Origin of the sequence: Methylocapsa palsarum (assembly GCF_900114285.1) — a bacterium.
In the GTDB taxonomy this organism is placed as follows: domain Bacteria; phylum Pseudomonadota; class Alphaproteobacteria; order Rhizobiales; family Beijerinckiaceae; genus Methylocapsa; species Methylocapsa palsarum.
This window is the reverse complement of the sequence record NZ_FOSN01000020.1, coordinates 1-25,900: the sequence shown is the minus strand read 5'-3', so window position 1 is coordinate 25,900 and position 25,900 is coordinate 1. Positions and strand designations below refer to the sequence as shown.

Here is a 25,900-nt window from a genome sequence, read left to right as displayed (position 1 = left end):
AGTGTTCGATTTTTGGATTTCCGCAAGGGCGCGATGCGGCGGCGGAGCAGAATCAATCCTTGAGGGATGGTCTCGGCGCTTCAAAACCGGCGCGCGGCGATTCCCGGAGGAGGCGTGGCCTTGACGCAACGGCTTTACGGCAAGCCGCCCGAACGCCTACATTCGCCGCCGGAAAACTCAAGGCTTCGGGGGCGGACCGCACAGGACGCGGCGCTGCTGGAGCAGGCCTTTGGGTCTTTGATGAATCTGTTTCGCCGGCGCAGCCTATTCCACAAATATGTCGCCGCCTTCGTCGGCCTGGTCGCGTTCGTCCTCGCGATCAGCAGCGTCGTCGACGCCTGGATCACCTACCAGGACGCCAAGACCAGCCTTTTGCGCGGCCAGAACGAAAAGGCCGAGGCCGCGGCGCAGCGGGTCGAGCAGTTCATGGCCGAACTCGAACGGCAGATCAGCTGGGCGACGCGCGCGAGCGCCGCGACTCTCGAACAGCGCCGGACCGACTACGCTCTCATTCTCGAACACACCCCCGCGATCGGCGAGATTTCCGAAATCTCCTCCCGTGGAAAAGAGCTGATCAACGTTTCGCGTCAAGGCGTGAAAGTCGGCGGCGGCGATGATTGGGCCCTGACGGCGGCCTTCCGGGAAGCGAGGCCAGACGTCGCATGGTTTGGCCCCGTCGCCTTCGGGCCTTCGGGTCCGCGCATGCAGATCGCCATGGCTCACGCCGGCAAGGAAGCAGACGTCACCGTCGCCGAGGTCGAATTGAAATTCCTGTCGGACATCCTGAACGGGATGCAGGCGGGTCCTGGCCCCTCCGCCGCTTTCATCACGACGATCGAGGGCAAGCTGATCGCCGACACGGACACCAGTCTTTTGTCGCGCGATCTCGACCTGTCGATCCTGCCGCAGGTCGCGGCGTTCAGGAAATCCGCGGCTGAAGTCGAGGTCGGAAAAAATCTCGACGGTCAGGCCGTGCTCACGGCGGTGGCGACGATCCCGCTCATGAACTGGGGCCTTTTCGTCGAGCAGCCCCTGTCTCAGGCGCTCGCGCCTGTTTATGCGCTCCTTGTCCGGCTCGGCTGGCTCTTCGGCCTCGGAGTGATGCTCTCCATCGGGGCCGGCATGCTCCTCGCCCGCCGCATGACCGTGCCGATCAAGGCGGTCCAGGCCGGGGCCGCACGGCTCGCCGCCGGCGATTTCAATCAGGAGATCGACGTCCATACCGGCGACGAGATCGAGATGCTCGCCAGCGAGTTCAATAGAATGGCCGGGCAATTGCGCGAGTTCTACGCCCGCCTCGAACAAAAGGTCCAGGATCGCACCCGTGATCTCGCGCAATCGGTGCGCGAACTCAAGGCTCTGGAGGAGATCGGCCGGGCGCTGGCGTCCTCGCTCGAACTCAAGGAAGTGCTCGCGACGATTCTTCTCCGCGCCGTGGAGCTCGCGAAAGCCGATGGCGGCGCCATCTACGCGTTCGATCGAGAGGGGCGGGCTTTTCATCTGGCCGGGGCGCATGGACTTCAACCCGCGTTCGTCGCCGCCCTGCGGGAGGTCAAGCTGACCCGCCTCGACGGTTTGCTGGGAGAGGTGGCGAGACACGGACGGGCGGTGCAAATCCCGGAAATCGCCGAGGCCGAGGGCTTCCCCTTGAAGGCGGCGACGCTGGCGGCGGGCTTCCGGTCGGCCCTCGTCGTTCCTCTCGTCGGGCCGGACGGCGTATTGGGCGCGCTGCTGGTCGAGAGCCGCGAACCCGGCCGGTTCGCCGCGAGCAAGATCGGGCTGATGCAAACCTTCGCGCATCAATCCGTCCTCGCCATGCATAACGCGCGGCTGTTCCGGCAGGTCGAGGAAAAAGGTCAGCTGCTCGCTCTCGCAAGCGAGCATAAATCCAGATTTTTCGCCAATATGAGCCACGAATTGCGAACGCCGCTCAATGCGGTTCTGGGCTACACCGAGCTTTTGCAGGATGGGCTTTACGGAGAATTGCCCGAACGCGCGAAACAGGTCCTCGAAAGCGTTCAGAACAACGGCGCGCATCTTCTGGCGCTGATCAACGACGTGCTCGATCTCTCGAAACTCGAGGCGGGGGAGCTTTCGCTCTCGCTCGACGATTATTCCATGCGCAACGTCATCGAGCAGGTCGTCAGCACCGCTTATTCGCTTGCCCGCTCCAAAGGCCTGACGATTTCACAGGAGATTTCCGAAACCCTGCCGCTCGGGCGCGGCGACGAGCGGCGGCTGACGCAGGTGCTGTTGAACATCGTCGGCAACGCGATCAAATTCACCGACTCCGGCGGCGTCGCGATCCGCGCCGGCGCGCGCGGCGAGAATTATGAAATCCTCGTCGAAGACACGGGACCCGGCATCGCTCCCGAAGATCAGGCGCGGATTTTTGAAGCGTTTCAGCAGGGCGATAATACGAGCACGAGGCTGAAAGGGGGCACGGGGCTCGGCCTCTCGATCAGCAAGCGGTTCGTCGACATGCACGGCGGCGCGCTCACCGTGGCTTCGATTCCCGGGCAAGGATCAACCTTCACGATCCTCGTTCCGATCCGGGTCGAGCGTCAGAAGGCGGCGGCATGACCCAGCGGATTCTCGTCGTCGAGGACACCTATGACAATCGTCAGATCCTGCGCGATCTCCTGACCAGCGCCGGATTCGAGTTTCTCGAAGCCGTCGACGGCGAAAAGGGGGTTCAGATGGCGGCGACATGCCGGCCGGACCTCATTCTCATGGATATTCAGCTTCCGGGGCTCGACGGCTTCGCCGCGATCGGCAAGATCAAAGGCGATCTGGAGCTAAAGGACATTCCCGTCATCGGCGTCAGTTCCCACGCCAACTCCGACGACGCCGCGAAAGCGCTTCAGGCGGGCTTTTCCGCCTATGTGACGAAGCCGTTCAGCCCGCGCGCGCTGCTTGCGCGGGTTCGCGAATTGCTCTCGAACGAAGGATAGAACGAGTGCGCGATCCGCCGCGAATCCTCGCCGTCGACGATGTTCCGGAAAATCTGGAGATCGTCTCGATGCGTCTTTCGGCGCATGGCTATGAGGTCGTCACAGCGGCCGACGGCGAGGAAGGGCTCGAAAAGGCGCGGGCCCTGAAGCCCGATCTGATCCTGCTCGACATCATGATGCCGAAGCTTGACGGGATCGCCGTCCTGAAAGAGCTGAAGGGCGACAAGAGCCTCGACTTTATTCCGGTGATTCTCCTGACCGCCAAGTCTGACCGGACCGACATCGTCGCGGGTCTCGACGCCGGCGGCGACGATTATCTGACAAAACCTTTCGATCAGGGAGCGCTCGTCGCGCGCGTGCGCTCGATGCTGCGCATCAAGGCGCTGCATGATCTCGTTCAGGATCAGGCGCGCCAGCTGGAAAAGCAGACCAAGGAGCTGGCGGCCTGGAATTCGACGCTCGAAGAGAGGGTCGCGCGGCAGGTCGGCGAGATCGAGCGGATCAGTCGCCTGAAGCGGTTCCTTTCTCCGCAGATCGCCGATGTCGTCGCCGCCAGCGGCGAAGCGCAAAGCCTTCTGGAAAGTCACCGCCGCGAGGTGACGGTCCTGTTTTGCGATCTGCGCGGCTTTACGGCCTTCACCGAACTCGCCGAGCCCGAGGAGGTGATGAAGGTCCTGAACGAATATCATCGCGCTCTTGGCAGTCACATCGACCGCTATGAAGGAACGCTTGAGCGGTTCGCCGGCGATGGAATGCTCACCCTGTTCAACGACCCTTTGCCGTGTCCAGACCATGCCGAACGGGCGGTCCGCATGGCGCTTGACATGCGGGCCAGCGTCGGCGAACTCGCGGTCATCTGGCGCAAACGGGGGCACGAACTCGGCTTCGGGATCGGCGTCGCGCTCGGCTATGCGACCCTTGGCCGGATCGGCTTCGAACGCAGGTTCGACTATTCCGCCGTCGGCAGCGTGACCAATCTGGCGTCGCGCCTGTGCGACGAAGCCAGATCGGGGCAGATCCTTGTCGAGACCCGCGTGCTGAACGCGGTGGAAGACAAATTCGAGACGCGCGCGCTGCCGCCGATGACCCTGAAAGGATTTCGCCGCCCGGTCGACGCGTACGAGATCATTCGGGCCAGCGCGGCGATTGAGACGGCGTGAAAACAGGCTTCCGCTGGCGGGATATTTGGCCTGACGGCTCGAGCATATTCCGATCGGATTGAATCAATCGACAAGACTATGCTCAAGCCTTTGATGCTGGAGCGATTTCTGATCGATCGCATGACTTCATGCGATCGGAAAGCGCTCTAAGCCGCAGCCAGGAATTGAGCGATCTCGTCCTTGAGCGAGAGGCGCTTCTTCTTCATGGTTTCAAGCGTCTCGTCGTCGGCCGGCTCGACGTCGGTCTCGATCCTGTGAATGGCGCGATTGAGCTCGTGGTAGGCGTCCGCGATCCGCGCGAAATGGGCGTTCGACCCCTTGAGGGAATGGATCGTCTCGATCTGCTGCGGAAATTCTTCATGCAACTCATGCGGAACGTGGCTCACCTGTTTCTCCCGTGACGGTTACAGCGTCCGCGGACCCTAATCCCTTTGACGCGGGGATCAATGTATAAGCGCGCCCGGCCGAGGTTTTCGCTCGACTTTGGGCTCGCGATATTGCCAAGATTGAACCCCTCGGGATAAGTCGGCTTCGATCGTACGTGGCCTCGTTTTGTTTCGGGATATTTCCATGAATTTGAAAGCCGCCGTCGCCGCAATATGCCTGTCCGCCGCCACGCCCGCGCTGGCCCAGGAAAAACCCAGCGGCCCTCCGGCCGCGAGCGTCGTCATCAATCAGGTCCAGGTCGCCTTCATCGGCTCGGGAGCGATCGGCGGTGGAACCCTGAAGTTCAATGGCCGGTCCTACCCCATCACCGTCGGCGGCTTGGGCGTCGGCGGGTTCGGCGCATCCCGCCTGACGGCGCAGGGGTCGGTTTACGGTCTGTCGAGGCGCGAGGATTTCGCCGGCGCCTATGTGCAGATCCGCTCGGGGTGGGCGCTCGGCGATCAGGGCAAGGGCACGCTCTGGCTGCGCAACGAGAAGGGCGTCACCATGCTCCTGAAGACGCGGCGCGAGGGCCTGCAGCTCTCGCTTGGCGCGGACGGCGTCCTCATCGGGTTCAAGTAGGCCGCGCCTGCGGTGTGAATTCAAAGCGACGCTGAACGGCTTCGGCCAAACCGCCATCGGCGCCAAATGATCACTCCGCCGGGCGCTCAGCGGCGCCGGAGCCGGACGCAGCCTTCTTCTTCTGCTGCGCGGCCGGAGCGGCGCGCAGCGCGCCCGCGGTGAAGCGCCGCCAGAGGCCGCCGATGCCGCCGCCCGCGTCGTCCATCATGGCGAAGAAGGCCGGGACGAACAAAAGCGACAGGAGCGTCGAGACGATGAGGCCGCCGATCACGGCGATCGCCATCGGGGAGCGGAACTCGCCGCCGGCGCCGATCGCGAAGGCGCTCGGCAGCATGCCGGCGACCATCGCCACCGTCGTCATGACGATAGGTCTTGCGCGTTTCTTGCCGGCCTCGACGATGGCCAGCGTCCGGTCCATGCCGCTCGCCATCGCCTCGATCGAAAAATCGACCAGCATGATCGCGTTTTTGGTCACGATGCCCATCAGCATCAGGATGCCGATAATGACCGGCATGCTCATTGGCCGCCCGGTCAAGAGAAGGCCAAGGATCGCGCCGCCGATCGAGAGCGGGAGGGAAAACAGGATCGTGACCGGCTGCAGGAAACTGGCGAACAGGATGACGAGCACGGCGTAGACCATCATCAGACCGCTGCGCATCGCCTCGGCGAAACCTCCGAACAGTTCCGCCATGGCCTCGGCGTCGCCGGACTTCCCGACCTTGATCCCCTTCGGCGGCGATTTCATCAGCGGCAGATCATAGATCGCCGTCTCCGCCTCGCTCAGCGTCGCGCCCGAGGACAGCGCCGCCTGCAAGGTCGCCTCGCGCTCGCGATCGAAGCGGTTGATGCTGGCGATCCCCTGACCAAGCTCGATGTCGGCGATGGTGCGCAGGGTGACCGCGCCCCCGGCGCCGGTCGGCACCTTGATGTTCTCGAGCACCTGCCTGTTGGTGCGCGCCTTGGCGTCGAGCTGCGCCCGGATCGGCACGAGGCGCCCGCCGGTGTCGAATTTCGCCAGCGCTGGACCGACGTCGCCGATCGTCGCGATGCGCAGGGTCTCAGAGAGGCCCTCGGTCGAGACGCCAAGCCGGGCGGCGAGATCGCGATGGGGCTTGACCAGAAGCTCAGGCCGCTCGAGCGAGGTCGACGCGACCACGTTCACGAGCAGCGGGATTTTTTTCATCTGGTTCGCGAGCTCCGCCGCGAAATTCGAAACGGTGAGCGAATCGGGGCCGGTCACGACATAGGACACCGGCCGCTGACCGTAATCGTCGACGAACCAGGCATGGATGTCAGGAACGTCGGCGAGTTCCTCGCCGATTGCGAGTTCGAGTTCATGCACGCTCGCCTTGCGCTCCGAGCGCGGCGCGTAGTTCAGAATGAGCGACGCCTTGCGGACATCGCTGGTCGAGGGAGGAATGTGGCCGCCGTCGATGAAGACATGAGTGATTTCCGGGCGCTTGCGCAGCCGCTGCGAAATCGCTTCCGTCACTTTCTGGGTCTCGGCGAGTTCCGCGCCCGACGGCAGTTCGATCGCGAGATGCGAGCGCGCGGCGTCCTGCGTCGGCTGGAAATCGGTGCCGAGCAGCCTTGTGCTCAAGATCGAGAGGACAAAAAGAACGAGTCCGATCGCGACGGTGCGGTAGCGGTGCTCGACGGACCATCCGACGAGCCGCCCGTAGCGTTGCGTGAGCGGTCCCTCGACGGCCTCTTCGTGCCCTTCGGCGCGCAGGAAATAGGCGGCGAGCATCGGCGTGATGAGGCGGGCGGCGAGCAGCGAGAACAGAACTTCGGCGGACACGGTCAAACCGAATTGCTTGAAATATTGTCCCGCGATGTTGTTCATGAAGCTCACGGGGACGAAAACGGCGACGATCGTGAGGCTGATCGCGATCACCGCCAGGCCGATTTCGTCGGCCGCGTCGATGGCGGCCTGATAGGCGGATTTCCCCATCCGGATGTGGCGCACGATATTCTCGATCTCGACGATGGCGTCGTCGACGAGGATGCCGGTCGCGAGGGTAATCGCCAGGAGGCTGACGAGGTTGAGCGAGAAGCCGAGCGCGTCCATGACGAAAAACGCGGGCAGGATCGACAGGGGCAGCGCGATCGCCGCGATCACCGTCGCCCGGAAGTCGCGCAGAAACACGAAAACGACGATCACCGCGAGAGCCGCGCCCTCGAATAGGGTGCTCATCGCCGAATGATAATTGCCGAGCGTGTAGGCGACCGAGGTGTCGATCAGCTTGAGGGAAACGTCGGGATGACGCTTTTCCAGGGCCTCGACGCGGTTGGCGACTTCGGCGGCGACGGCGACGTCGCTCGCGCCCTTCGAGCGTTGAATGCTGAACGCCACGATCGGCTCGCCGTCGAGCCTCGCGAACGTCCTTGGTTCGGCGATCGTGTCGGTGACGACGCCGAGATCGTCGAGGCGAACTTCACCGCCGCGCGCGAGCGCAATCATGGTTCCGGCGAGCTCGTCGAGCGTGCGGGCTCCCGCAAGGGTGCGGATCGACTGATCCTGGCCGCCGAGTTCGGCGCGGCCGCCGGTCAGGTCGAGATTGGTGCCGCGAAGCCGCCGGCTCACATCAGCGGCGGTGAGGCCGAAGGCGTCGAGGCGGGATGGGTCGAGCGACACCAGGATTTCGCGGTCGACGCCGCCGACGCGTTCGACATTGCCGACGCCGCGAATCTCGAGCAGATCGCGTTTGACGACGTCATCGACGAAATTGGAAAGCTGTTCCGGAGTCTTGCCGGGCGCGATCGCGGCGTAGGTCACAATGCTGGAGCCGACGACTCCGACCTGCCGGATCAGCGGCTCGTTGATGCTGCGCGAGAGCGTGCCGCGAATGCGCGTGATGGCGTCCTTGACGTCGTTGAGGCCGCGGTCGACGGAGGCGTCGAGGGCGAGCGTGATCGTCGTCGCCGAGACGCCGTCCGTCACCTGCGACATGATGTGGCGCACGCCTTCGACGCCGGAAACGGCGTCCTCGACCGGTTTCGTCACCTGGGTTTCGAGCTCGGCCGGAGACGCGCCGAACTGGGTGATCACCACGGTGATGATGGGCTGGTCCACGTTGGGGAGCAGCGTGATCGGAAGCCTCTTGAAACTTGCCGCGCCGAGCGCGAGGATCACGAGGGCGAAGACGATGGCGGGAAGCGGGCGCCGGATCGACCAGGCGGAGACATTGATCGCCATCAGGGACGCTCCAGACGTTGGGCGGGATCATCGGAGAAAACGGGAGAGACCTGATCGCCGTCCCGGAGCGAGCCGCCGGCGTGCGCGACGACAAGCTCGCCGACGCGCAGGCCTTCCTTGATTTCCGCGTCATGATCGGAACGCAAGCCGACCCGGACGCGGAGCGTCTCGATATGGTGGCCGCGCACGACCTGGACGCTGGTGCCGTCCTTCGTGTAGAGGACCGCCGATCGCGGCACGGCGACGCCGCAACTCTGGCGGGCGTTGATCGTCGCGCGCACGAACCGCCCGGGGCGCTCGGCGGCGTCGCGATCGATCGCGATCCGGACATGCCCCATTTGCGTGACCGGATCGACTTGCGCGGCGACCTTGCGCACCCGGCCGTCGACCTCCCGGCCCGGTTCGATCTCGACCCGTGCGGATTGCTCCGGCTTGATTTCGGATAGGTAGATGCTGGAGACTTCGGCGTCGACCTCGATCAGGCCGTCGATCGCCAGCCGGAACAGGGGTTCGCCACGCGACGAACTGACAGCGCCCGCAATGGCTGTGGACTGAATGATCTTGCCGGCCGCAGGCGCGCGAAGGACGATCGAGGCGGGCAAGGCTGCGGCCGCGCTGGCCTGGCCCGGGCGACCCGGCTCGGCTCCGATTCGCGCGAGCCGCGCGAGCGCCTGACCTTCGGCGACGACGTCGTTATCGGCGGCGAGAACGTCCGCAACCTGATAATTGTCGAGCGTCAGCGTCACGACCGCATCGGCCCGCGGGGCGAGAAATCCCGTCACCCGGACGGCGTCGGAAAAACAAAATGATCCCGCTTGAAAGACAATGACCGGTGTGCCGGCCGTCTTTCCGGCGCCGGCTTGCGTCCCCTCCGGCTCCGGCTCCTCGGCCGCGTCGCCGCGGGCGGCGATGGCGGACATCGAGATCGCGGCGCTCATGAAAATCAAAATCAGACGGCTGTTGAAAGGAGGCGAGGGGGTCATGGGGAGGCTTCTGGGCTCCGGGCTTGCGGGTCGGTCATTTGACGTCTCGGACGGAAATTCTTGCCATTGAAGCCCTGGAGAGAGGATTGCACAGACCCTGAGAGAGGATCGCGCAAGCCTCGATGGAACATCGCTGATGCGTCAGCCTAGCGGCTTTTCGCGGGGGCTCAAGGAAGATCGCGCACGACGCGAAAGCCATTTGTGTAATAGCGAAGTCCCGCCTCTGTGAGAAAGCGCGACGCGGAACGGACATAACGCGGACCCGTATCGAACGAGCCTCCGCGCACGACCCGTTGCTTGCAAGAACCCGTCTCATAGGCGGCGCCGTCGCGCGGGGCGTCCGCGTAGGAGTCGTTCCAGCAATCCTCGACCCATTCGGCCACGTTTCCCGCGACGTCATAAAGGCCAAAGCCGTTCGGCTGATAAGAATCGACCGGCGAGACGCGCCCGTCGCCGCCGCATCCCCGGCAATTGGCGTGGCCCGTTCCCGTCGCGTCGCCCCACCAATAGGCGGTCGCGGATCCGGCGCGTGCGGCGTATTCCCATTCCGCCTCGCTCGGCAGCCGGTAGGCGCGCCCGGACTTTCCGCTGAGCCACTCGAGATACGCGCGCGCGTCGGTCCAGCTCACTTCGCTCACTGGCAAGTTCGTTTGCAAGTTCGTCCTGTCGCGGCCGTGGTCGTCCGGCCGCCAACCGCCGCAGCCGCCGTCGTCGACGCAAGCGTCCCATTGCGCGTAAGTGACCTCCTCGCGGCCAATCGCGAAAGGTTTTGGAATGACGACCAAATGGACCGGCTGTTCGGCCCCGAATTCCTCCGAACCCATGTTGAATTCGCCCGCCGGCGCGATGACGACTTCGGGGCAGGCGGCGCAGTCGCGAAAAACGCTTCCGGGCTTCAGGTCGTCCGGAGGAGGGCCGACCGGGACTTCGGCTCTCTGCGGCGAAATCATTCCGGTCGCCTGGCCCGCCTTGGCGGATTTCCCGTTCGGCGCGTCGAAGGAAAAGTCTGCCTTCAACGATGACCACACGTAGGGCGCCTGTTCGTTCCTGGTCGCCCGCAAAACGCCGATCCGGGTCTGCCGGAAGACGTCTTCCGCGCTCAAACCCGGCGTTCGCATTTCTTTGACGAGCTCGCCGATAAAGACGCCGCCGTCGCCTTCGGGGTCTTTGATGACCTTGCCTGTTTCGGCCGCGGCGATGATCAGGCTGCCGGGTGGGCCTGCGAGGCCTCCGAGGCCGGAGGAGAAAGTGCGGAAACGGCGTTCGAACGGATTGCGCCTCGAGGCGTCGAGCACCAGGATCTCGACCTTCGCGCCAGCGCTCTCCATTCCGCCCAGAATTTGCTCAACGCCGACGCCGCGGGTCTCCACATCGGCCTCATTCCAGATTTCCGCGTCGACGGGAATGAGGTAGGATCTTCCCTTCACCGCGACGCCATAGCCGCTGAAAAAGAACAGCGCCGTTGCGGCGGGTTTGATTTTCGCCGAAAGCGAAGCAATGGCGTTGCGCATCGCCTCCTCGCCAAGGTTTTCCCGCAGATCCACGGAAAATCCGTCGTGGCGGAGCTCCTCCGCGATCATGCGCGCGTTCTTTATGGGCGTCGCCAAAGGCGCCCCGGCCGCGGCGTAGGCGGAGTTTCCGATGACAAGCGCCAGCCGCGGTCCCGAATCGGGCGATCCTTCGGTGTGCTGGGCGCCGGCGATGTTCAGGCTCAAGATGAGGCTGGCGACACCGCCCAGAAGGCGAAGGAGGACGACGCGCATGACCGCAGATCCCGCTGGTCCAGTAAGATATTCCGCTGGATCGCGGAACACGGCAGACGGTCGCGGTTCGAGCCGCCTTTCATCGATGCTTAACATCGCCGTCGAACGTTAGTCCATAACGACTTTTCGGCAGCCGATATTATAAAAACGCCGCCGTCCGGCCTCGTCCAACAAACGGCTCAATCTTCCACTTTCCTTTGTCGAGGCTCCATTTTAACTTGAGGGTGAATCGCCCGAACGTGCGAATGGCTGGTCCGTATTTTGGACCTGAAGATCGAATGGGAGGTCCTGCATTGGCTCCGGCCGTAATCGAACCTTCCCCCAGCGTCGGACAGTCCCCGGCCGCCGCCGGCGCGCGGACGCGCCGCATTCTCTGCGTCTTTCCCCGCTATGTTCCCTCGTTCGGCACGTTCGAATACGCCTATCCGCTTACCGGAGGCGTGCGCGCGTTCATGCCGCCGCAGGGGCTGCTCGTCATCGCCTCGGTTTTGCCGAAGTCCTGGGACGTCCGCTTCATCGACGAAAACATGAATCCCGCGAGCGCGGAGGATTTCGCCTGGGCGGACGCGGTTTTCGTCAGCGGAATGCATATCCAGCGGCGGCAGATGGACGACATTCGCGCACGCGCCCACGCGCTCGGCAAAGTGGTCGCCCTCGGCGGCCCGTCGGTGTCTGCTTGTCCGGAACATTATCCTCATTTCGATTATCTGCACATCGGCGAACTTGGCGATGCGACTGACGCGCTGATCGCGATCCTCGCGCGCGACGTCTCGCGGCCGCCTGGTCAGGTCGTTCTGGCGACGAAGGAGCGCCGGGCGCTGTCCGATTTTCCGGTGCCCGCCTACGAACTCGCCCAGATCGACCGCTATTTTCTTGGCAGCGTGCAGTTTTCGAGCGGCTGTCCCTACACGTGCGAGTTCTGCGACATTCCCGGACTTTATGGGCGGGTCCCCCGGCTGAAGAGTCCGGCCCAGGTCGTCGCGGAACTCGACAAGCTGCTCGCCTGCGGGGTCAACGGCTCGGTCTATTTCGTCGACGACAATTTCGTCGGCAACCGCCGCGCGTTGCGCGAACTCCTGCCCCATCTTGTCGAATGGCAGAAACGCAACGGCTACGCCGTCAGCCTGTCCTGCGAGGCGACGCTCAATATCGCGCGTTGGCCGGACATCCTGGAGCTTATGCGCGAGGCGGCGTTCGACACGATCTTCTGCGGCATTGAAACGCCCGAGCACGACGCCCTGAAAGCCATGGGCAAATCGCAGAATATCACCTTGCCGATTCTCGACGCGGTCCGCCTCATCAACCGTCACGGCATGGAGGTGGTGTCCGGCGTCATCCTGGGACTTGACACCGATTCCATCGACACAGGCGGCCGCATCCTCGATTTTCTCGATCAGTCCAACATTCCGATGGCGACGATCAACCTTTTGCAGGCGCTTCCGCGCACGCCGCTTTGGGATCGGCTCGCGCTGGAAAATCGGTTGCGCGACGACGACCCCGAAAGGGAATCGAACGTTGATTTTATTCTTCCTTACGACGACGTTCTCGCGATGTGGAAAGCCTGCATGAGCAAGGCCTACCAGCCCGAAGCGTTGTTCGCCCGTTACGAATACCAGATGCGGGAGACGCGGCCCAACAGGGCGCCGCGGCCAAGGAGCCGCCAGCGTCTTTCGCCGAGCAACATCAAAAAGGCCGCCACGATCGTCGGCAAGCTGTTCTGGAAAGTCGGCGTCCGGGGCGATTACAGGCGCGTTTTCTGGGCTTTCGTCCTGCCCCGGCTGGTCCGCGGCCAGATCGAGCCGATCCTGAGCGTCGGCCTCGTCGCTCATCACCTCATCATGTTCGCCCGCGACGCCTGTTCAGGGAACGGCAACGCATCGCATTATTCGGCCAAGACCCGGAAGCTGCAATTGGAAGCTCCGGCGGAGTGACCGGCGCGGCCGCGCCTGTGGCTGCGGCGCAACAGAGCGCCAAAATCCGGCATTTCCGGCGCGCTGAACGGTGATGGCGAACACCCATGTTCGCGTGTCGTTTGCAAGATATTATTGTTTCAAAACAACGCTTAAATTGTGTTGCTTCGAGCGGCGCCCGCGCTTCGAACGACGCCGAATCGACCGCCCGCGGCATTGCCTCGCTCCGGCCCGTTAAGCTACACGTTGTCAGTAGGTCCGTGGATGGGGGGTGCTATGGGCAGGTCGTTTTCCGGTCACAGGTCGTTGTCCGGTCAAAAGTTATTTGCGGCGGCGCTGCTGGGCGGGACCGCCTTGACCGTTGTCTTCCCCGGATCCGACGCACATGCCGCATGCTTGACTATCGGCACGACGCCGACGCTCATTACGATCGGCTGCACCGGCGCCACAACTGGCGCGCTGCCGATCACCACTTTGCCCAGCGTCGCCCCGCCTGTCCCCCAAACCAGCGGCGCGCTCATCTTGGGGAGCGACGGCAATGCCGCCTCCATCACGAACACGACCTCGAACGCGGTCGATCTGACAGCGACCGGCGGGGCGCCGAATTTTATTCGCCTTGATACAGGAAATGCCGGAGCGCCCAGCTCCATAACAGGCTTCACCAACGGCGCCAGCTTTCAGACCACCGGCGGCGCAGATATTGAAATCGGGCAACATTCCATCGGCGGGGCGGGCCTCAACGCGAACGTGATCGGCCAGAACGGCCGCGGTATTTTCGCCAGCGCGCTTTTGGGCGGAAACATCTCGATCATGACGGCGGCGGGAACGACTGTAACCGGCACGGGAGCCCAGGCGATCGACGCGCAAGTGCAAAACGGCAATGCGACCATCATCGTGAACGGCACAACCTCTGTCCTTCCGCTTTTCGCTAATAAATATAGCGTCCAGGCTCTGTCCACCGGCACGGGCAATATAGTGATCGGAGGGTCCGGGAATTTTTCGAGCGGCGTCGCCGCCGACGCGTCCGGAACGGGATCAATCGCCATCGGCGGAAGCGGTTCGACCAATTTCGATGAACAAGGCGTCGTCTCCAATGGCCTCATTCACGCGATGATCTCAAATCCTGCGAGCTTGGGCTCGATAACGATCAACCGAACAGGCGCCGTTAACGGCGGATCAGGTCAGAACGGGATAAAGGCGAGCAATTTAGGCGGCGGATCGATAGCGATCACAGGGGTCGGCAATGTCACGGCGGGCGCCATCGCGATTGAAGCGGACGCTGCAAGCGGTCCGATTACGATTGCCCCGGCAGGCTCGGTAATAGGCAGTACGGGCATCGCCGCGACAGGTCCCGGAGGGATCCTGATCAACACAACAGGCAATGTGACCGGAACGAGCGGTTTCGGCATCGCCACCATCGGAAATGCAACGATCAACGTGGGCGCGGCCAGCGTCATTTCCGGCTCGTCGGGCCCGTTGAGCCTGAACGGAACGTCCATCGTCAACAACGCCGGCACATTGAATTTCATCAACGGCGCAACGTCGAACACCGTGTGGAACACCACGACGCTTAACGGACTTGGCGGAAGACTGGCTATCGACGTCAACGCCGCTGGCGGAACTGCCGACCGGCTCACCGTGACGACGCTGAGCGGCAATACGGTGATCCAGGCGCATAATATCGGCGGCGGACTCATTTCCTCGCCGATTCCGGTGCTGGTGGCCACGGCTTCCTCGGGGGCGACCGTGACCGCGGACAATGGCCCAAGCTTGATCAACTACAGCGTCCAACAGTCCGGCAACACCTTCAGCCTCACCTCGTCGGTCAACACAAGCACAGCATCGGCGACGCCCGCGGGGATCGACGCGATCCTGACCTCGCTGAACACAGGGTTTTTCCAAAACGCCAGCGCCTTCATCGCCGAACCGCCGCATCCCGCGCCCAACCAGTGGAACGGCGGCCCCTGGGTCAGGTTTTCCGGCGGCCAGAACGACGTCAGCGCGACGACGTCGGCGCAAAATCCAGGCGGGACGGCCTTCGCGCCCTCGAAGGTCCGCACCAATTTCAACGGCTTTCAGACCGGAATCGATCTTGGCGTCGCCAACGTCGAAAATACCGGCTGGAACACCCATCTTGGCGTCACCGCCGGTCAGGTTCTGTTGAACACAAACGATCTTCTTTTGGGCGGCGTCAACAGCGCCTCGCAGGTGCCGTTTATCGGAATCTACGGAGCCCTCACGGGGCACGGATTTTTCGCCGACTTTCAGGTGCGCGAGGACTTTTATGACCTGAAGCTGACCAATCCGGCGGCCAATCTCAGTGACGAAAACCTCAACGGCAAGGCGTTCGCCGCCAATGTCTCGGCCGGGTACCGCTGGGAATTGCCGCAGTCATGGTTCATCGAACCCTCCGGAGCGCTGCTGTATTCGCAGCTTCACACGGATACGCTCACAGTTAAGCTAGACCCTTCGGGGGACTCGACGGGGTCTTTGAATTTCACGCCGTTCAACAGCCTGCTCGGCCGGCTGGGATTCCGGGTCGGGACGACCTATGTGCTCGACAAGTTCGAACTCGCGCTGCAGCCGTTCGGAACGGCGAGCGTCTGGCATGAATTCGAGGGCGACACCCACACGAATTTCGTCTCGGGATCGACGATTGTGCCTTTGGCCGTGACCCGGATCGGAACCTTCGGCCAGCTCGGGCTTGGCGTCTCCGGTCAGGTTCTCCAGACCGGATTCCTTGGCTTCGTCCGCGGCGATTGGCGCTTTGGCGAAAACCTCAGCGGTTACGCGGTCGTCGGCGGATTGCGCTACCAGTTCTGACCTACGCGTTGCGTTACCGGCGGTCCTTGTCCGCCCTCAGACGCGCCCAATGTTCGAGCCGCTCTGCGAGTTTTTGCTCGAACCCGCGGCCTGTTGGCGAGTAGAGCTTTTGCCGGCCCAAGGCGGACGGCCAGTAATCCTGGCCTGAAAACGCGTCGGGCTGGTCGTGGTCGTAAGCGTAGGCCGCGCCGTAGCCCTCGGATTTCATCAGCTTGGTCGGCGCGTTCAGGATGACCTTGGGCGGCATCAGCGAGCCATGTTCCCTGGCGAGCCGCATCGCCGCTTTGTAGGCGGTATAGGCCGCGTTGGACTTGGGCGCGGTCGCGACATAGATCACGGCGTTGGCGAGCGCGAGTTCGCCCTCTGGCGAGCCGAGGAAATCGTAGGCGTCCTTCGCCGCATTGGCGACCACCAGCGCCTGCGGGTCGGCGAGCCCGATATCCTCGACCGCCATCCGCACCACGCGCCGGGCGATGAACAAAGGATCCTCGCCCGCGTCGAGCATCCGCGCGAGATAGTAAAGAGCGGCGTCGGGATCGGAGCCTCGCACGGTCTTGTGCAATGCGCTGATGAGATTGTAATGGCCCTCCTGCGCCTTGTCGTAGAGGGGCGCGCGGCGCTGCACGATATCACTCAGCGCCGCGGCGTCGAAGACCTCGCCGGGTTTGGCGGCGCGCCAGACTTCTTCGGCGAGAGTGAGCGCCGCGCGTCCGTCCCCGTCGGCCATCCGCACCAGCGCGGCGCGTGCGTCAGGATCGAGCGGCAGCGGTTTATGTTCCGTCGCCTCGGCGCGCGCGAGCATTTGTTCGAGCGCAGGCGCGTCGAGGGCGCGGAAAATCAACACGCTCGCCCGCGACAGCAGCGCAGCGTTCAGTTCGAAGCTCGGATTTTCGGTCGTCGCGCCGATCAAGGTGATGGATCCGTCTTCCATGACGGGCAGGAAACCGTCCTGCTGCGCCCGGTTGAAGCGGTGGACCTCATCGACGAAGAGCAGCGTGCCCTGGCCGGTCGCGCGCCGCGCCCTCGCCTCCTCGAAAATCTTCTTGAGGTCGGCGACGCCGGAGAAAATCGCCGAAATCTGCACGAACGTGAATTTGGTTTCGTGCGCAAGCAGCCGCGCGACCGTCGTCTTGCCGGTTCCGGGCGGTCCCCAGAAAATCAAGCTGCCCAGCGAGCCCGAGGCGAGCCGGCGGGTCAGCGCGCCCTCGGGTCCGGTGAGATGATCCTGGCCCGCCACGTCGGCGAGGTTATGCGGCCGCAGCCTGTCGGCGAGCGGGCGCGGCGCGTCTTTTTCAAGACCGGCGGCGGCGAAAAGGTCGGTCATTGCGCGATCAACGGTTCGTCCATGGATACGCCAGGATATATCATCGCCAGGCGCGAGTGAGAACAAAGTGGGGCCGATCTTTGTAAGTCATTCATTTCAAAGCGCTTCAATTTTCGAGCCGGGAGCGGCCGAGTCTCTCCCAATGTCGTTTGCGCGGTCCGCCCACATTTCGTCATACCAAGAATCTCCCGCGGGCGGCGCTTGCCCGAACCTCGGCTTCGGCTTATGGGGAATCGGCTGATGCGGCGTCACGCTGCATAACGCTCGAACACTAGAGGAGGATACGCCGTGAAGAAATTCGCAGTTGGTTTCGTTTTGGCGGGGCTGCTCCTGCCGGCGACCAGCCATGCGCAGGTCATGATCGACACGACCCGCATCACCTGCGCCGATTATCTGGCGATGCCGCCGGAAGACTCGAAGGTCTTTTCGGCATGGTTGAGCGGCTGGTTCAACCAGAAGACGGGCTCGACGGCCGTTGATCTCGACCGCTACGCCCAAAACGTCGCGAACGTGAAATCCTGGTGCCAGTCGAACCCCAAGGAAACCGTGATGGCCGGCCTGACGCGCGCCGTCGCCAAGCCGCAGTAAACCTAAGCCGGAGAGAGGGAATAATCGATATGCGTAAACTCGCACTATTCGCAGCGCTGGCGATGTCCGGCGCGGCCATGCCCGCGCAGGCGCAGGTCGTGGTCGATATGTCGCTGATCACGTGCCAGCAATACCAGAGCTTTTTGAAGAGCGATCCGGACAAGGCGCTCCTGGTCGCCTCCTGGATGGCCGGATATTTCAGCGCCAGCAAGAACCTTTCGACCATCGACCTGCGCTACACCAAGCGGAACACTGAAAAAGTGACCAAATATTGCAGTTCTCATCGCGATGAAACGCTGATGAGCGCGATCCAGAAAAACGCGCGCTGAATTGAAACTGGCGCCTTCGGGCGCCAGATTTACCGGCCTCGGACCAGGCCAAATCTCTGACTAGACCAAGCCTCGGACCAGGCCAAATCTATCTTCTGGCCGCACGGGAAGGTCGCCGTCCCGCCCGTTCTCGTGGAAGCAAGGGCTGCTGCGGGAGCCGGCGAGGGATCTTCGGACGCTTCTTTGTGTGAGGCCGGCTTCGCCCCGAATTGGCCCAGGGACTCCGCGCATCCTCGAAATCCGCTTTCAACGCAGGACCGCGCGGTCAAAAGGCGCAAAATTTTGCCGTAACTTAGGGATTGGACTACCTTGAGGTATGAAGATCAGCGCGGCTGATCGCGGCAAACCGGAGCGCGAGGACCTTGTCGCGAGGAGACGAAACGAGCCGAATGAAAACATTCGAGGAATTCGTCGACCATTTGTCGGCGAGGAACCATTTGCTTTCCGAGTCGCCGCTCGACGCGCCGGCGCTCGCGGGGACCGAGAAATCTTTCCGCAAGCTTTGGGAATCGACCGAACTTTCCGCCCACGGCTTCGCCGACGAGGTCGCCCAGTTCTATGAGCTGGACCGGCTTAGTTTGCCTCAGCTCGTCGCCGCGCCCGCGCTGACCGCGAAATTCACGCCCCGTTTCCTGCGAGAGTCGGCGGTCTTTCCGTTCGAATCGCCCGAAGGGTTCAAGCTTGCGGTCGCCGATCCGACCGCGGGCGCCTGCGTTCGCGCCGCGGAAATCGTGCTCGGCGGACCGGTCCGCGTCGAGATCGCTTCGTTCGAAGATATTGCGACAATTCTTGGCGAGAGGATCGGCGCCGAGGAAACGGCCAGGGAGTCCGAAGCCAATTTCGCGCGCCTCGAGGACGACATCGAGAGCCTGCGGGATCTGGCGAGCGGCGCCCCGGTCGTGCGGGCGGTCAACGACATGCTCGAAAAAGCCATGGAGCTGCGGGCGAGCGATATCCATATCGAGCCGTTTCGTGAGGGGCTGACCTTGCGCATGCGGGTCGACGGCCTGCTTCGCGCCGTCGCCGCGCCCTCCGACGCTCCGCCCCAGGCTCTGATCTCGAGGATTAAAATTCTCGCCGGCCTCAATATCGCGGAACGGCGTCTTCCGCAGGATGGCGCCGCGCGGCAGCGCGTCGGGCATACCGAAATCGACATTCGCGTCGCGACGATGCCGACCCAGCACGGCGAATCGGCGGTGATCCGGATTTTGCCGCGCGACCGCGGTCTTCTCGACGTCGCCAAGCTGGGATTATCGCCGGCGGACGATAAACTCCTCAGCCGTCTGCTGGCGATGCCGCACGGACTGATCGCCGTCACCGGCCCGACCGGCAGCGGCAAGACGACGACGCTCGCGACAATGCTTTCGATCCTCAACGAGCCGTCGAGAAAAATTCTGACCATCGAAGACCCGGTCGAATATGAAATCCAGGGCGTCAATCAATCCCAGGTCAAGGCCTCGATCGGTCTGACTTTCGCCAGCGCGCTCAGGGCCTTCGTGCGTCAGGATCCGGACGTCATCATGGTCGGCGAGGTGCGCGACGCCGAAACCGCCAGCATCGCCATCCACGCCGCTCTGACCGGCCATCTTGTGCTGACGACGCTGCATACCGAAACGGCGGCCGCCGCGGTCCCGCGCCTGCTCGACCTTGGCGTCGAGGGGTTTCTTTTGAAATCGACCTTGCGCGCGGTCATCGCTCAACGGCTGGTGCGGATCCTTTGCGACCGTTGCAAGCGCCGGCGCCTTCTCGAACCCGCCGATCTTTCCGCCGACCACCGCTACGCCGCGGTCGGCCTCAAGGCCGGCGAATTCATCTGCGAGCCGGTCGGCTGCGAGCGTTGCGGCGGCGCCGGGTACCGCGGGCGGCAGGGAATTTTCGAGCTGCTCGAGAGCACAGACGAGGTGTATGAACTCGTCGGACCTCACGCCGACGCGCGCGCCATCGACGCCGCGGCGCGGCGCGGCGGGATGACGACCATGATCGAGGATGCGGTCCGCAAGGTCCGCGCAGGCCTGACGTCTCCCGCCGAAGTCCTTCGCGTCACGACGGTGCGATGAGTCATGACTAACTTTCACTATCGCGCCTTGACCGCGAACGGAGAGGTAGTCAGCGGACTGATCGCAGGGCTGACCGAGAGCGAGGTCATCGAGCGCATCGAATATCTTGGCCTCATTCCCATCGAGACCGTCCGCGATCGGGGCCAACAGTCCGGCTCCAGCTGGAATTTTTCATTCGCCGCGCGGCCCCGGCCTGCCGACGTGACCATATTTACCGGCGATCTTGCGCTTCTCCTCAAGACGGGCGCCCGCATCAACGACGCGCTGGAGCTTTTTTCATCGGACTCGGACCTTGATCGACTGCGCCCGGTCGTCGCCGAAATCAGGGCCGCTATCGTCGCGGGCGAGAGTTTCGCGGATGCGCTGGCGCGCCATCCGACATTGTTTTCGCCGATGTATGTCGCGCTCGCGCGGGTCGGCGAGGCCTCGGGCAACCTCGTCAATATTCTGGAGATGCTCGGAGCGGAGCGGGTGCGCTCCGAGGCGCTGCGCTCCCGCGTCGCCGACGCCTTGCGATATCCGGTCTTCGTGCTCGGCGCCGCTTGCGCGGTGCTTCTTTTCTTTCTCACATTCGTGCTGCCGCAGTTTGGCGCAGTTCTACGGGATTTCAATGCGAAACTTGATCCCGTGCTGGTCGGGTTTTTAGGGGCGTCGGATTTCTTGAGCGCGCATGTGACAGCGCTCGCCGTAACACTTGTCACGATCGCGGGCGCGGGCTGGTATTTTCTGCGCCGTCCCGAGGTTCGCGGCGCCATTCTCGACGCTCTCGCGCATCTTCCGTTTGTCGCGCGGGTCCTGAATTTTCACCGGGCGTCGGTGTTTTGCCGCAATCTTGGCGTGCTGCTAGCGAGCGGCGTTCCCCTCGCGACGACGCTGCGCGTCCTTGCCGACATGATGTCGACGACGGGCCGTTCGGATGTCTGGAGCAAGGTGGTCGATTTCGTCCGCCGCGGCGGCCGGCTGTCCGACGCGCTGGCCGAAAACAAGGCTTTGCCTTCAATGGCGATTCGTACGCTCCGGCTTGGAGAGGAATCGGGTCAATTGCCGATGTTGGCCGAACGGGTCGCCGAGTTCTACGAGGCGAAGCTGCAGCGCAGCCTCGATCGCGTCGTAGGACTCGTCGGGCCGGTCGCGATCATCGGCATCAGCGTTGTCGTCGGCGGCTTGATCGTCTCGGTGATGACTGCGCTGATGTCGGTCAGTCAGGTGGTCGGCTAGAGTGCTTTCCGATCGCATGCAGTCATGCGATCGATCAGAAATCGCTCCAGAATCAAGGGATTGAGCATATTCTTGTCGATTGGAGTGATTCAATCCGATCGGAATATGCTCTAGGGCGAAGACATGCGGCAATGAACATGGCGATACAACCTTGGTGGACGGTATGAACTGGTTGCGATGCGGAATGAATGCGGATGACTATTGCGAGACCCCGCGCCGGAGGTCGACCAAAGCTTTTGACGAAACGCGCGATGCGACGCCGGCCGGCCGGCGGGGCGAAGGCGGGTTCACGCTCGTTGAAATGCTTGTCGTGATCACGATCATCGGCCTGATCATGGGTCTCGTCGGTCCGAGGGTTCTGAATTATCTGAGCGAGTCCCGCGTGAAGGCGGCGACCATCCAGATGCAGAGCCTTTCCGGCGCGCTTGACCTCTATTACCTCGATCTCGGACGGTATCCGACAAGTGCGCAGGGTCTCGCGGCCTTGATCCAGAAGCCCGGCGGCGCGGCGGCCTGGAACGGGCCTTATTTGAAAGGCGGCGCCGTTCCCAACGATCCCTGGGGGAACGCCTATATCTATCATTCTCCGAGCGAACATGGACCTTACGAAATCATGTCGCTCGGTTCGGATGGGCAGCCTGGCGGGAGCGGGACCGCGGCTGACATCAAGAGTTGGGAGCGACGATGACGGCGCCGGAGCGCGAAGACGGTTTCACATTGCTCGAAATCGTTTGCGTGCTGTCGATCGTCGCGATGCTCGCCGCCATCGCCTTTCCCGCGTTTCCGCGCGCGTCGTCGCGCGCGAGACTCGAGGGATTCGCGATTGAAACGGCGGCCTTGCTCAAGGGCGACCGCAACGCCGCGCTGCGCAGAGGCGCCCACGTCGCGACCGAACTCGACGCGGCCGGCAAGACGATCCGCTCGGGCGCGGGCGGACGCGTGCTGCGATTTCCCAACGATGTGGGCTTCAAGGCGACGCTTGCGGAGCGATGCGGGAGGTACGCCGCCGGAACGACGATCGACTTTTTTCCGACGGGAATGTCTTGCGGGGGATCAATCTCGCTTTCACGCCTTGGCGCGACCTTCGAGATCCACGTCAACTGGCTGACCGGAGGCATCGACGTTGTTCCCGCCAAGACCTGACGATTTCGCAAGACCAGAAAATTTAGCAAGATCTGAAGATTTGGCGAGACCTGACGACTGGGGTGCAGTCGAGGCCGCCAGGCGCTGGTTCGCACGCTCCTGTCTGTCTGCGGGCCGGTTCGGGTCCGCCCGCATGTCCTACAGCGCCGCGAACGCCCGCGAGTGTGGCGGATTTACCTTGATCGAAGCGTTGATGGCGCTTGCGATCACGGCGGTCGTCCTGACCTCGATCGCATCGCTGATGGCGACGAACATTCGTGGCTCCGGACGCATCGGCCAGCACCTCGAACTTATCGAGGCCCTGCGGGAAATACATGCTGAACTGCCGGATCGCGCCAAGCTTGCGAATGGAAGCCTCTCGGGCGAGAAAGCGGGCCGCCTTTGGTCCATTGACGTTTCGTCTTTCGACGCTCGCTTCGGCAACCCGCGTCCCGGGGAAATCTGGACGCCTCAGAAAGTGGTCATCAATGTGCGGTCGCCGTCCGGGGCCGTCGTCGAACTGGAGACCGTGCGCCTGCGCCGGAGGAACGAGCCATGAAGCGATCCGATCATGATTCTGCGTTCCGCAGAAAACCGGAAATGGCATGAACGTCTATCAAAAGGGTCTTGAAATCTTCGACCGCTGGATCGACGGCGTCGCGGCGACATACCTGAACGGCCTAGCATTGTTTCGCGCCGAGCGGGTCGCCCGGCTGACCGAGCGGCCTGACGGCGCCTTCGATTGCGAATGGAGCGCGGCGGGAGAAGCGGCCGCCGCCGCTCCAGAGCCGATTAGCATCCTCCCCGAGCAGCTCGCCGCGCCTCTTACTTCCGAGCTGGCTGAAAAATTTCGCGGCACCCGGGTTGACCTTTGTCTGCGCTCCGACCGGTTCATGTTCCGGCCGCTCGCCTTGCCAAGCCGCGCCTCTGATTTCATCGAAGGAATTGTGCGAGCGCAGATTGATCGTTTGACGCCATGGAGCGGCAGGGATGCGGCCTTCGGCTGGCGTCCATCGGCCGAGGCGGGCAACGACCGCATGGTCGTCACGATCGCGGCGACCGCGAAATCCGTGATCACGCCTTTTGTCGACGCGCTCTTGGGCCTTGGGGCGAAATCCGTGATCGTATTTGCGCCCTCGCCTGACGACGGCTCGATGATCAAGGTGTTCGAACACAGCGCCATGAAGGCGCTTGAAACGCATCGGGTGCGCCGCGTTCTGGTGGGCGCGCTCGCCGGGGCCGGGGCGCTCTGCGGCGTAGCTGTCGCGGTGAGCGGGGTCGTTGGCGGCGACCTGCAGAACAGGCGCGATAGCCTGACAAGCAGTATAGCGGCCGCCCGCGCGCAGATGCCGGGGCGTGACCGGACGAGCGCCGCCGCTGTGGAACTGGAGCGCCGCAAACATGAAACCCCGTCGAGCGTGATCGTCTACGAAAACGTCTCACAAATTTTGCCTGACGACACGTATCTCACGGAAATGAGGATCGTCGGCGACAAGGTGCAATTGATCGGCGTCACCACCGACGCTCCTTCATTGGTGCGCCTCATCGAGAAGTCGCCGCGCTTCACGAAGGCGACCTTTTTCGCGCCGACGACGCGCTCGCCCAATGAATCGCTCGAACATTTTTTCATCGAGGCGCACATCCAGCCCAACGTCGATACGCCGGCTGAGCCGCGTCCCCCTTCCAACTTTTAGCCCGCCATGAAAATCCTTGCCGGCCATCCGATCACAAAGCTTCTGACCAGAGCGCAGGCCCTCCCTGTCCTGGCCTACGTCGCAGCGTTCGTCGGCCTCATGATTATTGCGTGGCTGGCGCTGGCTGGTCTTGTAAATGACTACAGGGATTATGTGGCGACAGCGGATATGCTCGAACGTATCGAGAGTCACAGGAAGCTCAACGAATCCGGCGCCGCCTCCGGTTCGTCTGGTTCGCCGTTTCTCGAAGGCCCAACGCTGACAGTCGCCGGCGCGGCGCTTCAACAAAGAGTCGCGGCCGCGGTGAAAGAAGTCGGCGGGAGCGTGTTGTCGTCGCAGATCGAATTGCAGGCTCCGGACGCCAAACCTGGCTACATCAGCTTGACGGCCAGTTGCGAGGTGGATCAAGCCATGTTGCAACAGCTCCTCTATGATCTCGAATCGGGCATGCCCTATCTGTTCATCGATCAGGTTCAGGTTCAGGCGCCTTCGGTCACCGAAGGCTCGGGCGCCGATCAACAAGGCGCGCGTCTGAAAGTCCAGATCGACGTGTCCGGGCAATGGCAGGCCGTGAAATAGCGGCGCCCTTCAACGTCGCGCCGCTTTCGGTCGCCATCAAAGATCATTCAACACTACGGTCGAGACGAGAAGTCTTGGCTTGAGTTGCGCCGCAGTTCAGCTTTTGCGTCGCGCAAACTGGATATTTTGTATCAAACTCTCCAGACAATCGCCTTCTCACAGAGCGGCGTAAATATAAATGATTGTCTGCTGGCGAAATCAATAAAATTACTGAACAAGTATAAACATAAAGCTTTAATATGTGTTTACGAGCGTTTGACGCAACCATATAAATCAAACTACATGGGCGCTATAGCAAATATAGTAAGCTCCGTGATGTATTATACATTTGAGTAAAAACACATATATGGCTCAGGCCGGCGTATTGAGAAGGCAAGGCGCCAAGTAATACATCAAATTAATCGAAGAGGATCAATGCCATGCGTGCGCCCTTTTGCCCGTACCCACGATCGCGACCCTTCGCGCTTTCAAAGGCGCGGCGCGTCCCTTTATTGACATGCACCGCTTTGCTGGGAGCGATGCTTGCGCAGGCCGCGATGGCGAGCCCGGTTATATTCAACCAGCCGTTCAGCGCGCTACCCGGCGATTTCGTCAGTCTGACCGGAACCGGCTTTGGTCCTGCTCCACGCGTGTTCCTGAAGACGTCGACGCAGGCGGCGATTGAAATCAAGGGAGTCAACGGCAAGGACAAGACCATCGACTTCCAACTGCCGAAGACGACGCCTTTCGCTCAATATGAAATTTGGGTGTCCAGCGACCAGACCTCATCGTCCCCACATGTGTATATCAACGCGCCCCGCGCCATGCATTTCGATTTTCCGCAGGTCGCAAGTTCTGGCCCGCTGCGCATTTTCGCCCGCAATCTCTCTCTCGGCCTCGGAACCCCGACCGTGTCCTTTGTCGATCCGCAGACCAAGGCCTCGCTCTCGGCCAAGGTCAATGTGAGCGGGAGCAGCGCCTATTGCCTGAGCATCAGCGCGCCTGCCGGCCTCGTCGCCGGCAAAAGCTACAATGTCGTCGTTTCCAACGGATTTGGCTCCGCCGTCGCCGAACAGACCATCACCGCCCGCGCCGGCGGCGCCGATCCCTTCGGCCTTGGCGCGCCCTGGGCCGCCGATTTCGCGCCGCTCTCCGCAAACAAATACGACGTCAAGACCAGCACGGCCCTGACGCTCCGCGCCAAGGGCGA

The 25,900-nt window shown here is 62.8% G+C and carries 21 protein-coding genes; 16 read left to right on the top strand and 5 right to left on the bottom strand.

Annotation, left to right across the window (positions count from 1 at the left end):
• Nucleotides 1–114 precede the first annotated feature (114 nt).
• From BM177_RS16655 to BM177_RS16645, 3 genes are read left to right on the top strand one after another with little or no spacing between them, the layout of a single operon-like run.
• Nucleotides 115–2,583, top strand: a complete 2,469-nt coding sequence (locus tag BM177_RS16655; RefSeq protein WP_244532397.1) for a sensor histidine kinase — start codon at nucleotides 115–117, stop codon at nucleotides 2,581–2,583.
• Nucleotides 2,580–2,954 carry a response regulator gene (locus BM177_RS16650; RefSeq protein WP_091685863.1) on the top strand — a complete coding sequence of 125 codons (375 nt, stop codon included), beginning with the start codon at nucleotides 2,580–2,582 and terminating at the stop codon, nucleotides 2,952–2,954. Before BM177_RS16655 ends, BM177_RS16650 begins: the two co-directional genes overlap by 4 nt.
• A 5-nt stretch (nucleotides 2,955–2,959) precedes the next feature.
• Complete coding sequence (locus BM177_RS16645) at nucleotides 2,960–4,114, top strand: response regulator (protein WP_091685861.1); 1,155 nt, start codon at nucleotides 2,960–2,962, stop codon at nucleotides 4,112–4,114.
• A 146-nt stretch (nucleotides 4,115–4,260) separates the two neighbouring features.
• Here BM177_RS16645 and BM177_RS16640 read toward each other — a convergent pair whose 3' ends face one another.
• The gene (locus BM177_RS16640) at nucleotides 4,261–4,500 is read right to left on the bottom strand and encodes an HP1242/YdcH family protein (RefSeq protein WP_091685859.1); all 240 of its coding nucleotides are present in this window, start codon (nucleotides 4,498–4,500) and stop codon (nucleotides 4,261–4,263) included.
• Nucleotides 4,501–4,684: 184 nt separating this feature from the next.
• On the opposite strand from BM177_RS16640, the gene BM177_RS16635 reads away from it, so the two are divergent.
• The gene (locus tag BM177_RS16635; RefSeq protein ID WP_091685857.1) at nucleotides 4,685–5,122 is read left to right on the top strand and encodes a hypothetical protein; all 438 of its coding nucleotides are present in this window, start codon (nucleotides 4,685–4,687) and stop codon (nucleotides 5,120–5,122) included.
• A 70-nt stretch (nucleotides 5,123–5,192) separates the two neighbouring features.
• Here the strand turns inward: BM177_RS16635 and BM177_RS16630 are convergent, their stop codons facing one another.
• The 3 genes from BM177_RS16630 to BM177_RS16620 form a co-directional block, all read right to left on the bottom strand.
• Nucleotides 5,193–8,321, bottom strand: a complete 3,129-nt coding sequence (locus BM177_RS16630; protein WP_091685855.1) for an efflux RND transporter permease subunit — start codon at nucleotides 8,319–8,321, stop codon at nucleotides 5,193–5,195.
• Entirely contained in the window at nucleotides 8,321–9,304 is a 984-nt protein-coding gene (locus BM177_RS16625; protein WP_091685853.1) for an efflux RND transporter periplasmic adaptor subunit, read from the bottom strand. The genes BM177_RS16630 and BM177_RS16625 overlap by 1 nt, the downstream gene beginning before the upstream one ends.
• Nucleotides 9,305–9,471: 167 nt before the next feature.
• Nucleotides 9,472–11,067: an SUMF1/EgtB/PvdO family nonheme iron enzyme gene (locus BM177_RS16620; RefSeq protein ID WP_175492663.1), complete on the bottom strand. Its 1,596-nt coding sequence runs from the start codon at nucleotides 11,065–11,067 to the stop codon at nucleotides 9,472–9,474.
• A 308-nt stretch (nucleotides 11,068–11,375) separates the two neighbouring features.
• Here BM177_RS16620 and BM177_RS16615 point away from each other — a divergent pair, with 308 nt between their 5' ends.
• Together BM177_RS16615 and BM177_RS16610 are read left to right on the top strand one after the other, a co-directional pair.
• Nucleotides 11,376–12,998 (top strand): B12-binding domain-containing radical SAM protein, encoded by a 1,623-nt coding sequence (locus BM177_RS16615; protein WP_244532399.1) that lies wholly within the window; start codon nucleotides 11,376–11,378, stop codon nucleotides 12,996–12,998.
• Between the two features lie 375 nt (nucleotides 12,999–13,373).
• Nucleotides 13,374–15,800 (top strand): autotransporter domain-containing protein, encoded by a 2,427-nt coding sequence (locus BM177_RS16610; RefSeq protein WP_175492662.1) that lies wholly within the window; start codon nucleotides 13,374–13,376, stop codon nucleotides 15,798–15,800.
• Between the two features lie 13 nt (nucleotides 15,801–15,813).
• On the opposite strand, the gene BM177_RS16605 is transcribed toward BM177_RS16610, so the two are convergent.
• Complete coding sequence (locus BM177_RS16605; RefSeq protein ID WP_091685900.1) at nucleotides 15,814–17,124, bottom strand: replication-associated recombination protein A; 1,311 nt, start codon at nucleotides 17,122–17,124, stop codon at nucleotides 15,814–15,816.
• A gap of 288 nt (nucleotides 17,125–17,412) precedes the next feature.
• Here BM177_RS16605 and BM177_RS16600 point away from each other — a divergent pair, with 288 nt between their 5' ends.
• From BM177_RS16600 to BM177_RS20175, 10 genes are all read left to right on the top strand, one after another.
• The gene (locus BM177_RS16600) at nucleotides 17,413–17,712 is read left to right on the top strand and encodes an HdeA/HdeB family chaperone (protein ID WP_091685846.1); all 300 of its coding nucleotides are present in this window, start codon (nucleotides 17,413–17,415) and stop codon (nucleotides 17,710–17,712) included.
• Nucleotides 17,713–17,741: 29 nt separating this feature from the next.
• Entirely contained in the window at nucleotides 17,742–18,041 is a 300-nt protein-coding gene (locus BM177_RS16595; RefSeq protein ID WP_091685843.1) for an HdeA/HdeB family chaperone, read from the top strand.
• A 389-nt stretch (nucleotides 18,042–18,430) separates the two neighbouring features.
• Nucleotides 18,431–20,098 carry a GspE/PulE family protein gene (locus BM177_RS16590; RefSeq protein WP_091685840.1) on the top strand — a complete coding sequence of 556 codons (1,668 nt, stop codon included), beginning with the start codon at nucleotides 18,431–18,433 and terminating at the stop codon, nucleotides 20,096–20,098.
• 3 nt (nucleotides 20,099–20,101) lie between these two features.
• Complete coding sequence (locus tag BM177_RS16585) at nucleotides 20,102–21,316, top strand: type II secretion system F family protein (RefSeq protein WP_091685837.1); 1,215 nt, start codon at nucleotides 20,102–20,104, stop codon at nucleotides 21,314–21,316.
• Between the two features lie 184 nt (nucleotides 21,317–21,500).
• A complete protein-coding gene (gene gspG / locus BM177_RS16580) occupies nucleotides 21,501–22,004 on the top strand; it encodes a type II secretion system major pseudopilin GspG (protein WP_091685834.1) in 504 nt (167 codons plus the stop codon).
• A complete protein-coding gene (locus BM177_RS16575) occupies nucleotides 22,001–22,459 on the top strand; it encodes a prepilin-type N-terminal cleavage/methylation domain-containing protein (protein ID WP_091685832.1) in 459 nt (152 codons plus the stop codon). Before gspG ends, BM177_RS16575 begins: the two co-directional genes overlap by 4 nt.
• 40 nt (nucleotides 22,460–22,499) lie before the next feature.
• On the top strand, nucleotides 22,500–22,997 hold the full coding sequence (locus tag BM177_RS16570) for a type IV pilus modification PilV family protein (RefSeq protein ID WP_139223687.1): 498 nt from the start codon (nucleotides 22,500–22,502) through the stop codon (nucleotides 22,995–22,997).
• Nucleotides 22,998–23,043: 46 nt separating this feature from the next.
• Nucleotides 23,044–24,132 carry a PilN domain-containing protein gene (locus tag BM177_RS16565; protein ID WP_091685826.1) on the top strand — a complete coding sequence of 363 codons (1,089 nt, stop codon included), beginning with the start codon at nucleotides 23,044–23,046 and terminating at the stop codon, nucleotides 24,130–24,132.
• A gap of 6 nt (nucleotides 24,133–24,138) precedes the next feature.
• Nucleotides 24,139–24,711, top strand: a complete 573-nt coding sequence (gspM, locus tag BM177_RS16560) for a type II secretion system protein GspM (RefSeq protein ID WP_091685823.1) — start codon at nucleotides 24,139–24,141, stop codon at nucleotides 24,709–24,711.
• A gap of 491 nt (nucleotides 24,712–25,202) precedes the next feature.
• Nucleotides 25,203–25,900 (top strand): hypothetical protein (locus tag BM177_RS20175; protein ID WP_175492661.1); only part of this gene is annotated, 698 nt, incomplete at its 3' end.

Coding starts and splice junctions, on each gene's coding strand:
- BM177_RS16650 (WP_091685863.1), top strand. CDS start 2,580: ATGACCCAGCGGATTCTCGTCGTCGAGGACACCTATGACAATCGTCAG.
- BM177_RS16595 (WP_091685843.1), top strand. CDS start 17,742: ATGCGTAAACTCGCACTATTCGCAGCGCTGGCGATGTCCGGCGCGGCC.
- BM177_RS16635 (WP_091685857.1), top strand. CDS start 4,685: ATGAATTTGAAAGCCGCCGTCGCCGCAATATGCCTGTCCGCCGCCACG.
- gspM (WP_091685823.1), top strand. CDS start 24,139: ATGAAAATCCTTGCCGGCCATCCGATCACAAAGCTTCTGACCAGAGCG.
- BM177_RS16585 (WP_091685837.1), top strand. CDS start 20,102: ATGACTAACTTTCACTATCGCGCCTTGACCGCGAACGGAGAGGTAGTC.
- gspG (WP_091685834.1), top strand. CDS start 21,501: ATGAATGCGGATGACTATTGCGAGACCCCGCGCCGGAGGTCGACCAAA.
- BM177_RS16605 (WP_091685900.1), bottom strand. CDS start 17,124: ATGACCGACCTTTTCGCCGCCGCCGGTCTTGAAAAAGACGCGCCGCGC.
- BM177_RS16630 (WP_091685855.1), bottom strand. CDS start 8,321: ATGGCGATCAATGTCTCCGCCTGGTCGATCCGGCGCCCGCTTCCCGCC.
- BM177_RS16575 (WP_091685832.1), top strand. CDS start 22,001: ATGACGGCGCCGGAGCGCGAAGACGGTTTCACATTGCTCGAAATCGTT.
- BM177_RS16590 (WP_091685840.1), top strand. CDS start 18,431: ATGAAAACATTCGAGGAATTCGTCGACCATTTGTCGGCGAGGAACCAT.
- BM177_RS16625 (WP_091685853.1), bottom strand. CDS start 9,304: ATGACCCCCTCGCCTCCTTTCAACAGCCGTCTGATTTTGATTTTCATG.
- BM177_RS16620 (WP_175492663.1), bottom strand. CDS start 11,067: ATGCGCGTCGTCCTCCTTCGCCTTCTGGGCGGTGTCGCCAGCCTCATC.
- BM177_RS16565 (WP_091685826.1), top strand. CDS start 23,044: ATGAACGTCTATCAAAAGGGTCTTGAAATCTTCGACCGCTGGATCGAC.